Here is a 14,151-nt window from a genome sequence, read left to right as displayed (position 1 = left end):
TGTTCAAGGCCTGGGCCTGGCGCATCCCGTTCCTGGTCTCGGCGGTGCTGCTCGGCGTCTCGCTATGGATCCGGCTAAAGCTCAACGAGAGCCCAGTCTTCCAGAAGATGGTCGATGAGGGGACCACCTCCAAGAAGCCGCTGACCGAGTCGTTCGCCAAGTGGCCGAACCTGAAGATCGTGCTGCTGGCCCTGGTCGGGCTGACCGCAGGCCAGGCGGTGGTCTGGTACACTGGCCAGTTCTACGCGCTGTTCTTCCTGGAGAAGACCCTGAAGGTCGATGGGGCGCTGACCAACACCCTGGTCGCTTTCGCTCTGATCCTCGGCACGCCGTTCTTCGTGGTGTTCGGCTGGCTGTCGGACAAGATCGGCCGCAAGCCGATCATCCTGGCCGGCTGCCTGCTGGCGGCTCTGACCTATTTCCCGATCTTCAAGGCCCTGACGGCGGCGGCCAATCCCGCCCTGGCGGCGGCCTCGGCCAGCGCCCCGGTGCGGGTGATCGCCGACCCGGCCGACTGCTCGTTCCAGTTCGATCCGGTTGGCAAGACCGCCTTCTCCACCTCCTGCGACATCGCCAAGGCCGCCCTGGCCAGCGCCGGCGTCACCTATGAGAACGTGGCCGCGCCGAAGGGAACGGTCGCGGTCGTGAAGATCGGCGAGGCGCAGGTTCCAAGCTTCCGTGGCGAGGTCCTGCCCAAGGCGGAGTTCGCAGCCCAGAAGGGCGCCTGGACCAAGACCCTGTCGGCCGCGCTGCACCAGGCAGGCTACCCGGCCAAGGCCGACCCAGACCAGATGCACAAGCCGGCCGTGGTCGGGTTGCTATTCCTGCTGATGCTGTACGTGACCATGGTCTACGGGCCGGTCGCCGCGGCTCTGGTGGAGATGTTCCCGGCCAAGATCCGCTACACCTCGATGTCCTTGCCCTATCACATCGGCAACGGCTGGTTCGGCGGGTTCCTGCCGACCACGGCCTTCGCCATGGTCGCGGCTACAGGCAACATCTATTTCGGGCTCTGGTACCCGATCTCGGTGGCGGCGGTGACGGTGGTGGTCGGCGGGCTGTTCCTGCGCGAGATGCGCGGCGCGAACGTCGACTAGTGCTTGCCGCGCGGCGGATGGTTCACGTCATAGGGCTCGTCATAGCCTTGGCGCGATGAGTAGAAGGCCAGCCACATCAGGCCGCCGGTCAGCGCCCCGACCACGACCAGGCCGCCGATGACGAACAGCAGGACGGGCCCCAGCGAGCCCCATCCGCCGCCGATCTTGGAGCCGGTATAGAAGGTCCACCCGGCGAGCCCGGCCAGGGCCGCGACGCCGAAGAAGGAGGCCAAGACGGTGAGGCCGTATTTCATGCTCTAGGAAGCAGTGAGGGGCGAGCGCGGTTCCCTCACATGCGAAAGCCGCCGCCCTGGCGGGCGACGGCTCTGCGTTGGATCACATCAATGTCGGACGCGGACTACTCGGCCGCTTGGCGCGAGACGCCGATCTTGGGAGCTAGTTCGCCAGAGGCGTAGCGCTTGGCCATTTCCGACAGCGGGATCGGCTTGATCTTGTGAGCCTGACCGGCGGTGCCGAACTCCTCGAAGCGCTGGACGCAAATGGCGCGCATGGCTTCCTTGGCGGGCTTTAGGTAGCCGCGCGGATCGAACTCGCCCGGCTTTTCGACGAAGACTTTCCGGATCGCCGCGGTGATGGCCATGCGGTTGTCGGTGTCGATGTTGATCTTGCGCACGCCGTGCTTGATGCCGCGCTGGATCTCTTCGACCGGCACTCCCCAGGTCTGGGGCATCTCGCCGCCGTACTTGTTGATCAGGTCCTGCAGGTCCTGCGGCACCGATGACGAGCCGTGCATCACCAGGTGGGTGTTGGGCAGGCGGCGGTGGATTTCCTCGATCACGTTCATGGCCAGGACGTCGCCGTCCGGCTTGCGGGTGAACTTGTAGGCGCCGTGGCTGGTGCCCATGGCGATGGCGAGGGCGTCGACCTGAGTTGCCTTGACGAAGTCGACGGCCTGGTCGGGATCGGTCAGCAGTTGGTCGTGGCCCAGAACGCCATCGAAGCCGTGGCCGTCCTCCTTTTCGCCCATGCCGGTCTCAAGGCTGCCGAGCACGCCCAGCTCGCCTTCGACCGAGGCGCCGACCCAGTGAGCCATGTCCACGACGCTGCGGGTGACGCGGACGTTGTAGTCGTAGTCGGCCGGGGTCTTGGCGTCGGCCATCAGCGAGCCGTCCATCATCACCGAGGTGAAGCCGTACTGGATCGCGGTCGCACAGGTGGCTTCGTTGTTGCCGTGGTCCTGGTGCATGCAGATCGGGATGTGCGGATAGAGCTCGGCCATCGCGTCGATCAGGTGCTTCAGCACGATGTCGTTGGCGTAGGAGCGGGCGCCCCGCGACGCCTGCATGATCACCGGCGAGTCGGTGGCCTCAGCCGCCTCCATAATCGCCAGCGCCTGTTCCATGTTGTTGATGTTGAACGCTGGGACCGCGTAGCCTTGCTCGGCCGCGTGATCCAGAAGTTGTCTCAAGGTAACCCGGGCCATGCCCTGCCCTCCGTAAATCAGTTAACTGGCAAGCGCCGCCACACCGGGCAGCTCCTTGCCTTCCATCCATTCAAGAAACGCGCCGCCCGCCGTAGAGACGAACGTGAAATCGTCGGCGCAGCCTGCAGCGTTGAGGGCGGCGACTGTATCACCCCCGCCGGCGACGGCCACCAGCTTGCCTTCCTTCGCCAATTCCGCCGCGCAGTGGGCGGCGGTCATGGTGCCCTTGTCGAAGGGCGGGATCTCGAACACGCCCAGCGGACCGTTCCAGATCAAGGTCTTGGAGTTAGCCATGGCGCGGCAGAGGCGCTCGACGCTCTCGGGGCCGGCGTCCAGGATCCGCTCGTCTTCGTCGACCGAACCCAGGCCGCGCACGCGAGCCGCGGCGCCCGGCGCCATCTTCTCGGCCACCACGATGTCGATCGGCAGGAAGAGCTTGCAGTTGTTCTGGCCGGCCAGGCGGATGATCTCGCGCGCCGTTTCGGCCAGGTCTTTCTCGCAATAGGACGACCCGACGTCGTGGCCCTGGGCGTAGAGGAAGGTGTTGGCCATGCCGCCGCCGATGGCCAGCTTGTCCAGCTTGGTCACCAGGTTGCGCAGTAGATCGAGCTTGGTCGAGACCTTGGAGCCGCCGACAATGCCCATCACCGGTCGCTCGGGATTGCCCAGCGCCTTGTCGAGCGCGGTCAGCTCCAGCCGCATCTGCTCGCCCGCATAGGCTGGCAACAGGTGCGCCAGGCCCTCGGTGGAGGCATGGGCGCGGTGGGCCGCCGAGAAGGCGTCGTTCACATAGAGGTCGCCGTTCGCGGCCAGGGCCTTGGCGAAGTCCGGATCGTTCTTTTCCTCGCCCGCATGGAAGCGGACGTTCTCCAGCAGCAGCACGTCGCCCGGCTTCAGGGCGCCGACGGCGGCAGCCGCGACCGGTCCGACGCAATCCTCGGCGAAGGCGACGGGCGAGCCCAGGACCGTGGCCAGGGCCGCAGCGATCGGCGCCAGCGTCATTTCCGGCACGCGCTTGCCCTTGGGGCGGTCGAAGTGGGCGAGCAGGATCACCGTCGCCCCGCCGGCGCGCAGCTTCTCGATGGTGGGCACGGCCGCGCGCAGGCGGGTGTCGTCCGACACCTGGCCCTCGTGCATCGGCACGTTGAAGTCCACGCGCACCAGGGCGCGTTTGCCGGCGAGGTCAGCGTCGTCGAGGGTGCGGAAGGTCATGCGAAGGCTCCGGTCGCCCGGATGAAAACCGGGGGCCAGTTGGATCAGAAAGTGAAACGGGCGCCTTCTTTCGAAGGCGCCCGTCGCAGCGGTTTAGATCAGTTTGGCGAGCGCCACGGCGGTGTCGCTCATGCGGGTCGAGAAGCCCCACTCGTTGTCGTACCAGGACAGGACGCGGCCGAGGCCGCCGTCGATCACCTGGGTCTGGGCCAGAGCCGCCGTCGAGGAGGCGGCGATGTGGTTGAAGTCGATCGAGACGAGCGGGTCGTTGGTCACGGCCAGCACGCCCTTCAGCGGGCCGGAGGCGGCGGCGGCCGACAGGGCTTCGTTGATCTCTTCCTTGGTGATCGTGCGACCGGGGACCCAGGTCAGGTCGACGACCGAGACGTTGGGGGTCGGGACGCGGATCGAGGAGCCGTCCAGCTTGCCGACCAGTTCTGGGATCACCAGGCCCAGCGCCTTGGCGGCGCCGGTCGAGGTCGGGATCATGGACATCGCCGCGGCGCGGGCGCGGTAGAGGTCCTTGTGCATGGTGTCCAGCGTCGGCTGGTCGCCGGTGTAGGAGTGGATCGTGGTCATGTAGCCGCGCTCGATGCCGGCCAAGTCGTGCAGCACCTTGGCGACCGGCGCCAGGCAGTTGGTGGTGCAGGACGCGTTGGAGATGACCAAGTCGTCGGCGGTCAGGGTTTGGTGGTTCACGCCATAGACGATGGTCTTGTCGGCGTTGTCGCAGGGGGCCGAGACGATCACGCGCTTGGCGCCGGCTTCCAGGTGGGCGGCGGCCTTGTCGCGGGTGGTGAAGAGGCCGGTGCACTCCAGGGCGATGTCGACGCCCAGGTCCTTGTGCGGCAGGTCCTTCGGATCACGGATGGCCGTGACCTTGATCTTGCCGAAGCCCACGTCGATGGTGTCGCCGTCAACGACGACATTGCCGGGGAAGCGGCCGTGGACGCTGTCGTAGCGCAGCAGGTGGGCGTTGGTCTCGACCGGACCCAGGTCGTTGATCGCGACGACCTCGATGTCTTGTCGCGCATGCTCGACGATCGAACGCAGGACCAACCTGCCGATGCGGCCGAAACCATTGATGGCGACGCGAACGGTCATCGAGAAAACTCCTGAGCCAATTGATTTGGGTCGGTTTCTTGAGGTCAGGGCGCGGGGAGTCAAGCCCTACAGGGCTTTCTGCGCGTTTCTGGTGTCAAACTCAGCCATTGTGATGGGAACGGGATCGCGCCTTAGGCGCTCCCTCCAGCGCCGGACTTGGACCTCCCGGCGCCAACTGGGGATCAGAAACGTGGCGAAACTTCATATCCTGATCATTGCCGGATCGGCGGCCTTGCTGGCTCTGGGCGGCTGCAACCGCGCCCCGGAAAAGGCGGCCGAGCCCGGCGCGGCGGCCGAGACGCCGTTCATCACCTATGTCTGCGACGACGGCCGCACCGTGCGGGCGACCTATCCCGACCCGGACACGGCCATTGTCGACATCGGGGGGGTGAAGCGCACCCTGAAGATCGCGATCTCGGCCAGCGGCGCGCGCTATATCGGCGAAGGCGTCCAGTGGTGGACGAAGGGCATGGACCAGGGTCAGCTCAGCCCGCTGGCCTCGGGCGAGGACATCGCCACAGCGCCGGGTGTCAATTGCCGCGCCAAGCCCGCGGGCGAGGCGGCCGCCGTCACCCCGCCGCCGCCAGGCAGCCCGGGCGGCCTGGCTGATGACCGCACCCCAATCTCGGAAGGCGCGTTCACGCCGCAGAGCGCCCAGGGCGCGGCCAGCGTGGTGCAGACCTATTTCGCCCTGTTGGCCGACAAGAAGTTCGGCGAGGCTCAGAACCTCTGGAGCGACGGCGGCAAGGCCAGCGGAATGAGCGCCCAGGATTTCGCGCCAGCTTCGGCAAATACGCCAGCTACAACGCGCAGATCGGCGCGCCGGGCGAGATCGAGGGCGGCGCCGGCTCGTTGTTCGTCAAGGTCCCGGTCGTGGTCTACGGCACGATGAAGACCGGCGAGCCGGTCAACCTGAAGGGCAAGGTGCGCCTTCGCAGGGTCAATGACGTGACGGGCGCGACGCCCGATCAATTGCGCTGGCACATCTCCGAGACGGCGCTGAAGCCTTCGCCGGGTGGCTAAGCGACAGAGCCGGCGCCTCAACATTCGTCATCCTAGGCCTTGTGCCTAGGACCCCTCGTGGGGTGGGCAAGGCGAATGCAGCAAAGGCGCGGTCCCTCGCCCTCGTCCATATTCAGTGCGACCGAGGAAGGGGTCCTAGGCACAAGGCCTAGGATGACGAATGGGTGAGGTCGGCGTCCGTTCGGAAGTGCAGGCGCCAGACAGATCTAGGACGCCACCGGCCGCACGCGCGAGGCGGCTTCCTGGGCACGTTCGCGGGCCTGATCGACATCGGCGCCGCGCGCCAGGGCCACGCCCATGCGGCGGCGTTCGAACGACTCCGGCTTCCCGAACAATCGCAGGTCCGCGCCAGGGACATTGAGCGCCTCGGCGACGCCGTCGAAGGCGATCCCATGGGCGTCCATGCCGCCATAGATCACCGCGCTGGCGCCAGGTTCGCGCAGCTCGGTGCTGACCGGCAGGCCCAGGATCGCGCGGGCGTGCAGGGCGAACTCGCTGAGGTTCTGGGTGACCAGGGTGACCAGGCCGGTGTCGTGCGGACGCGGGCTGACCTCGGAGAACCAGACCTGGTCGCCGCGCACGAACAGTTCGACGCCGAACAGGCCAAGGCCGCCGAGTTCACTCGTGACGTCGCGAGCGATCTGCTGGGCGCGGGCCAGGGCGGCCGGGCTCATCGCCTGGGGCTGCCAGCTCTCGACATAGTCGCCCTTCACTTGGCGGTGGCCGATGGGGTCGCAGAAGCTGACCTGGGTCAGGCCGTCCGTCCCGACCGAGCGCACGGTCAGTAGGGTGATCTCGAAGTCGAACTCGATCCGACCTTCGACGATGACGCGGGTTTGTTCGACCCGGCCGCCTTCCAGGGCGTAGCGCCAGGCCTCAGTGATCCCCTCGGGGCCTTCGACGTAGGACTGGCCCTTGCCGGACGAGGACATCACCGGCTTTTCGAAGCAGGGGAAGCCGGCGACCTGGGCGGCGGCGGCGGCCAGTTCAGCCTCCGACGACGCGAAGGCGTAGGGCGAGGTCGGCAGGCCAAGCTGCTCGGCCGCCAGCCTGCGTATGCCCTCGCGGTTCATGGTCAGTTGGGCGGCGCGCGCGGACGGGATGACGGTCGCCAAACCCTCCGCCTCGATCGCCACCAGCTCGTCGGTGGCGATCGCCTCGATCTCCGGGACGATCAAGTGCGGGCGTTCCAGCTCCACCAGCGTCCGCAGCGCCGCGGCGTCAGTCATGGCGATGACGTGGCTGCGGTGGGCGACCTGGTGGGCCGGGGCGTTCGGGTAGCGGTCGACGGCGATGACCTCGCAGCCGAGCCGCTGCAGCTCGATAGCGACCTCCTTGCCGAGCTCGCCCGAGCCGAGCAGCATAACCTTCACGGCGGTGGGCGAGAGCGGCGTACCGAGGCGCATGGTGGTTAGCCCAGCTTGGCTTTGGCGGCGATGACGACGGCCTTGGCGGTGATGCCGAACTCCTTGTAGAGCCGCTCGGCCGGCGCGCTGGCGCCAAAGCCCTTCATGCCGACAAAGGCGCCGTCTTCACCGATGAAGCGTTCCCAACCGAAGCCGAGCCCGGCCTCGACGGCGACGCGGACCGGCGCCGTGCCTATCACCTGCGCCTGGTAGCTCGGCGATTGGAAGCCGAACAGTTCCCAGCAGGGGGTGGAGACCACGCGGGTGGCGATGCCCTCGGCTTCCAGGGTCGCCCGGGCGGCGACGGCGATGGAGACCTCGGTGCCCGAGGCGAAGATGGTCACCTGGGCCGGCCCGCTGGCGGCGACCAGTTCGTAGGCGCCCTTGGCGGAAAGGTTTTCAGCCGCCGAGTCGCGCACCGCCGGCACCTTCTGGCGCGACAGGGCCATCACCGACGGCGTCTTCTTCGTGCCCAGCGCCAGCTTCCAGCATTCGGCGGCTTCCACCGCGTCGGCCGGACGATAGACGTTGAGGTTCGGGATCATGCGCAGCGAGGCGACATGTTCCACCGGCTGGTGGGTCGGGCCGTCTTCGCCGACGCCGATCGAGTCGTGGGTCATGACGTGGACGACGCGGGTTCCCATCAGGGCGCCGAGGCGGATCGCCGGACGGCTGTAGTCGGAGAACACCAGGAAGGTGCCCGAGAACGGGATCACGCCGCCATGCAGGGCCATGCCGTTCATCGCCGCGGCCATGCCGTGCTCGCGCACGCCGTAGTGGACGTAGCGGCCGTCATAGTCGGGCAGGTCGAAGGCCTTGGTGCCCTTGACGAAGGTGTTGTTGGAGCCGGTCAGGTCGGCCGAGCCGCCGACCAGTTCCGGGATGGCCGGAACCAGGTGATCGAGGGCCGAGCCGGAGTGCTGGCGGGTGGCGGCGGCGGGCTTGGAGGCGGCGGCCTCGGCGATGTGGGCGTCGATCCGCTCAAAGGCGTTCGCCGGCAGGTCGCCCCGCATGGCGCGTTCGAACTCGCCCTTCAGAGCGGACTTGGAGAGTTGGGCTTCCCACTTCTTGCGGATCTTGCCGCCCTTCTTGCCGGCCGCGCGCCAGGGCTTGAGGACCTCTTCCGGCACCACGAAGGGTTCGGCGGTCCAGTCCATCGCCAGGCGGGCGTCTGCGATCTCGTCGTCGAACAGGGTGTAGCCGTGGCTGTGGGGGTCGCCTTCCTTTCGGCCGGCGCCCTTCGAGATCTTGGTCTTGCAGGCGATGAAGGTCGGACGGTTCTGGCGCGTGGCCCACTTCATGGCCGCGGCGATCTTGCCAGGATGGTGGCCGTCGACTTCCTTCACGGCCCAGCCATAGGCCTTGAAGCGGGCGAGCTGGTCGCCGGTCTCGGAGATGGTGGCTTCACCGTCGATGGTGGTGTTGTTGTCGTCGAACAGCACCGTCAGCTTGGCGAGCTTGAAACGTCCCGCGATCGAGGCGGCCTCGTGGCTGACGCCTTCCATCAGGCAGCCGTCGCCGGCGATCACCCAGGTACGGTGGTCGACCAGGTCGTCACCGAAGCGCGAGGCCAGGTGGCGTTCGGCCATGGCCATGCCGACGGCGGTGGCGATGCCTTGGCCCAGCGGACCGGTGGTGGTCTCGACGCCGGGGGTGTGGCCGTATTCGGGGTGACCGGCGGTGTTGGAGCCCCACTGACGGAAGTTGCGGATCTGGTCCATCGTCACGGCCTTGAAGCCGGTCAGGTGCAGCAGCGAGTAGAGCAGCATCGAGCCGTGGCCGGCCGAGAGCACGAACCGGTCGCGGTCGGCCCAGTCCGGCTTGTTGGCGTCGTACTTCAGGTATTTCGTCCAGAGCACCGTGGCGACATCGGCCATGCCCATCGGCATGCCTTGGTGTCCCGACTTCGCCTGGTGGACGGCGTCCATCGAAAGCACGCGGATCGCGTTGGCCATGGTGTGCTGCGGTGCGGACATTATCTTTTCCGGTCAATCTGGGCGGGATTTGCGCGCGGCGTCGCACGCACGGCCTGAATAATCAAGGAAGCGTCACGCCACAGGGCGGGTTTCAGTGCGCGCCCGGCGCAGTCTATAGATTAGCAGACACACTTTCGGAGCGTCGAATCATGCGGGAGCCGGCGGGCGACAACCCTCTCGATCAAGCTGTGAAACGTCTGGAACGGGCGATCTCGCAGCTGGAGCAACGCCTGTCTGGCCATGCCGGCAAGGCCGGCGCCGAGACCGGCGGCCTGTTCGACCAGGACAGCGCCAAGCTGGCCGCCGAACTCGACCAGTCGCGTCAGCGCGAGAAAGAACTGGAAGAGGCCGGCGCCGAGGCGTCCGCGGCGCTCGGTCGCGCGATCGCTGAAATCAAGGCGGCGCTTTCCGGCGACGACGCCGACGCGCCTCAGACCGAGGAGGCTTAACCCCATGGCTCAGGTCAATATCACCGTGAACGGCCGCCCCTACGCGGTCGGCTGCGAAGACGGCCAGGAAGCCCATCTGATCGAGCTGGCGCGGACCTTCGACCGCCAGGTGCGCCAGGTGTCGCAGGACATGGGGCAACTGGGCGAGACGCGGCTGTTCCTGATGGGCTCGCTGCTGCTGGCCGACGAACTGACCGACCTGCGGGCCCGGTTCTCGGTCGTCCAGTCCGAACTCGCTCGCCTGCAATCGGACCACGCCCGCGTCGAGACCCGCGCGGTCGGCGCGCTGGAAAGCGCCGCCAAGCGTATCGAGAAGCTGGCGGCGGGCTGAAATTCGCCCCTCACGGACGGGGATGAAAATGAAGCGCCGCTTGTTACTGGGACCCTGCGGCCCTACCTTGCGTAACGGCGGGTCTGCTGCGGCTCTCGTCGAAGGCAAATTATCCCAGCGACCTTAATCGTCTCTAAGGGAGCTGTCCCTGTCTGGACCCGTGGGTTCAGGCAAACGGCGCCCACCTGGTTATCCAGGTCCGAGGGGATACAACCGTCCTTCACGGCTCTCGCGGCGCCGCCACCGTTCGCCTATAGCGAACACGTGAGCACTCCCATCTCCAAGTCGAAGCTGCGCACGGCCATGCGGGCGCGTCGCCGCGAACTGGCGCAGGCGTTTCCAGACGCCGCCCGGCGCGCGGCCGGTCACCTGCCGCTGGACGCCCTGCCGGCCTTTAGCTGCTTCAGCGGCTATCACGCGCTGGGCGACGAACTGGACCCTGGCCCGTTGATCCGCCGTCTAGCTGGGACCGGCGCGAGGTTCGCTCTGCCGGTGGCCGACCTCGCCGACGCCCCCTTGATCTTTCGGGCTTGGGACAGCCGCGATGTCCCCGTGCCCGACCTCTACGGCGTGCCGGCGCCGCCGCCCTCGGCCAAGATCGTGACGCCTGATCTGATCATCTGCCCGCTGCTCGCTTTTGACCGCAGCGGCGCGCGGCTGGGGCAGGGGGGCGGCCATTATGACCGCACGATCGAGGCGCTGCGGGCGAGGGGGCCGGTGTTCGTGCTGGGCCTAGCCTACGCCGGTCAGGAGATCGAGGCGATCGCCGTCGAGGCCCACGATCAAAGGCTGGACGCCATTCTGACGGAAAACGGGTATACGCCCGTGTCAAAGGACTGAAATTCACATGCGTTTTGCTTTCTTCGGGGATGTCGTGGGCCGCTCGGGTCGCGAGGGCCTCGCCGATCACCTGCCTGGTCTGCGTCGACGGCTCGGGCTCGAATTCGTCATCGTCAACGCCGAGAACGCCGCCGCCGGGTTCGGGATCACCGAGAATACCGCGCGTGAGTTGTTCGACGCCGGGGCCGATTGCCTGACGCTCGGCAACCACTCCTGGGATCAGAAGGAGGCGATGACCTACATCGTCCGCGAACCCCGGCTGATCCGACCCCTGAACTATCCGATCCTGGCCGACGCGCCGGGCCGCGGCTCGAACCTGTTCGAGACCCAGGATGGCAAGCGCATCGTGGTCATCAATCTGCTGGGCCGAGTTCACATGGACTCGCTGGATGATCCGTTCGCCGCCGTGGATCGCGAATTGGACAAGGCTCCGCTCGGCATGGTCGCCGACGCCGTGGTGGTCGACATGCATGCCGAGGCGACGTCCGAGAAGATGGCCATGGGCCACTTCTGCGACGGCCGCGCCAGCCTGGTCGTCGGCACCCACACCCACGTCCCGACCGCCGACTGCCAGATCTTGAACGGCGGCACCGCCTATCAGACCGACGCCGGCGCCTGCGCCGATTATGACAGCGTCATCGGCAACCAGAAGGAAGAGCCGCTGCGGCGCTTCACGACCCGCATCTCCGGCGGCCGCTACAAGCCGGCCGAAGGCCCGGCCACGATTTGCGGCGTCTATGTCGAGACCGACGACAAGACCGGCCTGGCGATCCGCGTGGAGCCGATCCGCATGGGCGGCCGCCTTAGCGAGACCATCCCGGAACCGTCGGCCGCACTGGTCGGCTGACTCATTCCTCTCCCCAAGGGGAGAGGAGAATTGCGCTACAGCCGTGGGCGCAACGCCTCGAGCGTCAACTTGTCGTCCTTGTCGGTGTCGAGGATCTCGAACCGGCGGCGGGCCGCCTTGGCCCATTCCTCTGAACTGACCCTTTGATTGAGATCGGCGTCGCCCCCGCGCACGGGCTGGGCTTCATTCAGCAGCGAGAAGCGCGCCGCGCCGACCTTGGGTTCCTTACGATCGGATTTGTGTATGAGCGGCCTCTTGGCCGGCGGCCCGCCCATCGGGCCGCCGAGGCCGAAGTCCGGGCGGGTGATCTCCGGCGCGATCTTGGTCTCGTAGCGGCTGTTTTCCGGCCCATCGATCGAGCCGTTTGCGTCCACATCCAGCACCTTGAAGAACCGCATGGCGTCAGCGCGGAACTCGGGCAGGGTCAACGCGCCGTCGTGGTCGGCGTCAGCGCCGGCAAACCATTCGGCCAGTCCGTCCTGGCTGCGGAACGGTTCGCCGGCCGGGCTGATGAACAGGCGCGCGTCAGACGGAGGACCGGCTGGCTGGGCCACAACCGGTGAGGCCACGGCGACGAGGGCCGCGGCGATAGCGACAAAGCGATACATCAATGAATTTCCTGCGCGCCCGTCCGACGCTCACGGCCAAGCTGAGCGCCGCATGCGGCCAAAGCGGGGCGCGCATGTAACGGGCCTGAAACGCCTCAGTCGCCGGCGGCGGCGCGCTTGGTGCGTTCGGCGACGCTGATCCCGCCCGAGCCCCAGTTCTCCAGCGGCACTTCGTCGATCACGACGAAGGTCGCCGCCGGGTTCTTGTTCAGCACCTTGACCAGCAGGTCGGTGGTCCCGGCGATCAACTCGGCTTTCTGTTCGTCGGTGGCGCCGGCGGTGATGCGGATGTTGACGTAGGGCATGGAGGCTCCTGGCAAGGTTGCGGCCGACACTTAAGCGCGCGTAGCTTCGCTGCAAGTTTCAAGGAGTTTCTGCATGGTTCGATTTCTCGTCCGCGCCGTCGTCGCCGCACTCGGCCTGGCGCTCGCGGCCTATATGTTGGCGGGTGTCAGCTATGACGGCATCGTCGATTTGCTGATCGCCGCGGTCGTGCTGGGCGTCGTCAACGCCTTCCTGCGTCCGGTGCTCTTCATCCTGACCCTGCCGCTGACGGTGGTGACGCTGGGCCTGTTCCTGCTGGTCCTCAACGCCCTGATGATCATGCTGGTCGCGTGGATGCTGCCGGGCTTCCATGTCGCCGGCTTCTGGAGCGGCGTGGGCGCGGCGATCATCACCGGCGTGGTCAGCTGGATCGCCGCCATTGTGATCGGCGACACCAAGCAGCCGCTCTAGGCGACGCGCATAGAAAAAGGGCGGAGCCTTGCGGCTCCGCCCCCGATCTTCTCAAGCGTGCTTGAGCGTAGGACTTAGAAGTCCATGTCGCCCATGCCGCCCATACCGCCCGGCATTCCGCCGCCGGCATTGGCCTTCTTCGGAGATTCGACGATGGCCGCTTCGGTGGTGATCAGCAGGCCGGCGACCGAAGCCGCGTCCTGCAGAGCCGTGCGGACAACCTTCGCCGGGTCGATGACGCCGGCTTGGACCATGTCCACATACTCTTCGGTCTGAGCGTTGAAGCCGAAGGTGGCGGACGTGTTTTCCATCACCTTGCCGACCACGATCGAACCTTCGACGCCCGCGTTTTCCGCGATCTGACGGATCGGGGCTTGCAGGGCGCGACGGACGATGGCGACGCCAGCTTCCTGGTCAGCGTTGTCGCCCTTGAAGCCGTCCAGAGCCTTGGACGCCTTCAGCAGAGCCACGCCGCCGCCGGGGACGATGCCTTCTTCGACGGCCGCACGGGTCGCGTTGAGGGCGTCGTCGACGCGGTCCTTCTTTTCCTTAACTTCGACTTCGGTCGCACCGCCGACGCGGATGACGGCAACGCCGCCGGCCAGCTTGGCCAGACGTTCTTGCAGCTTTTCCTTGTCGTAGTCCGAGGTCGTGTCTTCGATCTGACGCTTGATCTGGCTGATACGGCCTTCGATCGCGTCCTTGGCGCCGACGCCATCAACGATGGTGGTGTCGTCCTTGGTGATCGTGACCTTTTTGGCGCGGCCGAGCATGTCGATGGTGACGTTCTCGAGCTTGATGCCCAGGTCTTCGCTGATCAGTTCGCCGCCCGTGAGGATGGCGAGGTCTTCCAGCATGGCCTTACGGCGATCGCCGAAGCCCGGAGCCTTGACGGCCGCGACCTTCAGGCCGCCGCGCAGCTTGTTGACCACCAGGGTGGCCAGGGCTTCGCCCTCGACGTCTTCAGCGATGATCAGCAGGGGACGGCCCGACTGAACGACGGCTTCCAGCACCGGCAGCAGCGGCTGCAGCGAGGAGACCTTCTTTTCGAAGAGCAGGATGAGGGGCTCTTCGAGCTC

16 protein-coding genes, 1 other RNA gene and 1 pseudogene are annotated in these 14,151 nt (G+C 66.9%); 9 read left to right on the top strand and 9 right to left on the bottom strand.

Features of this window, described 5'->3' with window-relative positions:
• A partial coding sequence (locus Q7T84_RS18410) for an MFS transporter (protein WP_304811785.1) occupies positions 1-1,097 on the top strand: 1,097 nt, incomplete at its 5' end.
• On the opposite strand, the gene Q7T84_RS18405 is transcribed toward Q7T84_RS18410, so the two are convergent.
• From Q7T84_RS18405 to gap, 4 genes are all read right to left on the bottom strand, one after another.
• Positions 1,094-1,351: a hypothetical protein gene (locus tag Q7T84_RS18405; protein ID WP_304811782.1), complete on the bottom strand. Its 258-nt coding sequence runs from the start codon at positions 1,349-1,351 to the stop codon at positions 1,094-1,096. The two genes, Q7T84_RS18410 and Q7T84_RS18405, sit on opposite strands and share 4 nt — an antisense overlap.
• Positions 1,352-1,455: 104 nt before the next feature.
• Entirely contained in the window at positions 1,456-2,541 is a 1,086-nt protein-coding gene (fba, locus tag Q7T84_RS18400; protein ID WP_304811779.1) for a class II fructose-bisphosphate aldolase, read from the bottom strand.
• A gap of 21 nt (positions 2,542-2,562) precedes the next feature.
• Positions 2,563-3,753, bottom strand: coding sequence for a phosphoglycerate kinase (gene pgk, locus Q7T84_RS18395; RefSeq protein WP_304811776.1), 1,191 nt, complete (start codon positions 3,751-3,753; stop codon positions 2,563-2,565).
• 93 nt (positions 3,754-3,846) lie between these two features.
• Positions 3,847-4,857: a type I glyceraldehyde-3-phosphate dehydrogenase gene (gap, locus tag Q7T84_RS18390; protein ID WP_304811773.1), complete on the bottom strand. Its 1,011-nt coding sequence runs from the start codon at positions 4,855-4,857 to the stop codon at positions 3,847-3,849.
• Positions 4,858-5,047: 190 nt separating this feature from the next.
• Here gap and Q7T84_RS18385 point away from each other — a divergent pair, with 190 nt between their 5' ends.
• Positions 5,048-5,749, top strand: a complete 702-nt coding sequence (locus Q7T84_RS18385) for an MliC family protein (protein WP_304811771.1) — start codon at positions 5,048-5,050, stop codon at positions 5,747-5,749.
• A complete protein-coding gene (locus tag Q7T84_RS18380; protein ID WP_304811768.1) occupies positions 5,710-5,880 on the top strand; it encodes a hypothetical protein in 171 nt (56 codons plus the stop codon). The genes Q7T84_RS18385 and Q7T84_RS18380 overlap by 40 nt, the downstream gene beginning before the upstream one ends.
• 206 nt (positions 5,881-6,086) lie before the next feature.
• Here Q7T84_RS18380 and purT read toward each other — a convergent pair.
• A pseudogene (gene purT, locus Q7T84_RS18375) lies at positions 6,087-7,295 on the bottom strand (formate-dependent phosphoribosylglycinamide formyltransferase); the annotation flags it as partial.
• On the bottom strand, positions 7,292-9,262 hold the full coding sequence (gene tkt / locus Q7T84_RS18370) for a transketolase (protein ID WP_304811766.1): 1,971 nt from the start codon (positions 9,260-9,262) through the stop codon (positions 7,292-7,294). The pseudogene purT and the gene tkt, both read right to left, overlap by 4 nt.
• A 149-nt stretch (positions 9,263-9,411) precedes the next feature.
• On the opposite strand from tkt, the gene Q7T84_RS18365 reads away from it, so the two are divergent.
• From Q7T84_RS18365 to Q7T84_RS18345, 5 genes are all read left to right on the top strand, one after another.
• Positions 9,412-9,711, top strand: coding sequence for a DUF4164 family protein (locus Q7T84_RS18365; protein ID WP_304811764.1), 300 nt, complete (start codon positions 9,412-9,414; stop codon positions 9,709-9,711).
• Between the two features lie 4 nt (positions 9,712-9,715).
• Positions 9,716-10,042, top strand: coding sequence for a cell division protein ZapA (locus Q7T84_RS18360; RefSeq protein WP_304811761.1), 327 nt, complete (start codon positions 9,716-9,718; stop codon positions 10,040-10,042).
• Positions 10,043-10,122: 80 nt separating this feature from the next.
• A non-coding RNA gene (gene ssrS / locus Q7T84_RS18355) (6S RNA) lies at positions 10,123-10,283 on the top strand.
• Positions 10,284-10,306: 23 nt separating this feature from the next.
• Positions 10,307-10,882 carry a 5-formyltetrahydrofolate cyclo-ligase gene (locus tag Q7T84_RS18350; protein WP_304811759.1) on the top strand — a complete coding sequence of 192 codons (576 nt, stop codon included), beginning with the start codon at positions 10,307-10,309 and terminating at the stop codon, positions 10,880-10,882.
• 7 nt (positions 10,883-10,889) lie between these two features.
• The gene (locus tag Q7T84_RS18345) at positions 10,890-11,729 is read left to right on the top strand and encodes a TIGR00282 family metallophosphoesterase (protein ID WP_304811757.1); all 840 of its coding nucleotides are present in this window, start codon (positions 10,890-10,892) and stop codon (positions 11,727-11,729) included.
• 35 nt (positions 11,730-11,764) lie between these two features.
• Here Q7T84_RS18345 and Q7T84_RS18340 read toward each other — a convergent pair whose 3' ends face one another.
• Both Q7T84_RS18340 and Q7T84_RS18335 read right to left on the bottom strand, forming a co-directional pair.
• Positions 11,765-12,337, bottom strand: a complete 573-nt coding sequence (locus tag Q7T84_RS18340) for a hypothetical protein (RefSeq protein ID WP_304811755.1) — start codon at positions 12,335-12,337, stop codon at positions 11,765-11,767.
• A 95-nt stretch (positions 12,338-12,432) separates the two neighbouring features.
• Positions 12,433-12,642: a 4-oxalocrotonate tautomerase family protein gene (locus Q7T84_RS18335; protein ID WP_304811752.1), complete on the bottom strand. Its 210-nt coding sequence runs from the start codon at positions 12,640-12,642 to the stop codon at positions 12,433-12,435.
• A 73-nt stretch (positions 12,643-12,715) separates the two neighbouring features.
• On the opposite strand from Q7T84_RS18335, the gene Q7T84_RS18330 reads away from it, so the two are divergent.
• Positions 12,716-13,072 carry a phage holin family protein gene (locus tag Q7T84_RS18330; RefSeq protein WP_304811750.1) on the top strand — a complete coding sequence of 119 codons (357 nt, stop codon included), beginning with the start codon at positions 12,716-12,718 and terminating at the stop codon, positions 13,070-13,072.
• Positions 13,073-13,146: 74 nt separating this feature from the next.
• Here Q7T84_RS18330 and groEL read toward each other — a convergent pair.
• Positions 13,147-14,151 (bottom strand): chaperonin GroEL (gene groEL, locus Q7T84_RS18325; protein WP_304811748.1); only part of this gene is annotated, 1,005 nt, incomplete at its 5' end.

Origin of the sequence: Phenylobacterium sp., assembly GCF_030654915.1 — a bacterium.
Lineage (GTDB): Bacteria > Pseudomonadota > Alphaproteobacteria > Caulobacterales > Caulobacteraceae > Phenylobacterium.
The sequence above is the reverse complement of the archived record's forward strand: the minus strand, read 5'-3'. Positions and strand labels throughout refer to the sequence as shown.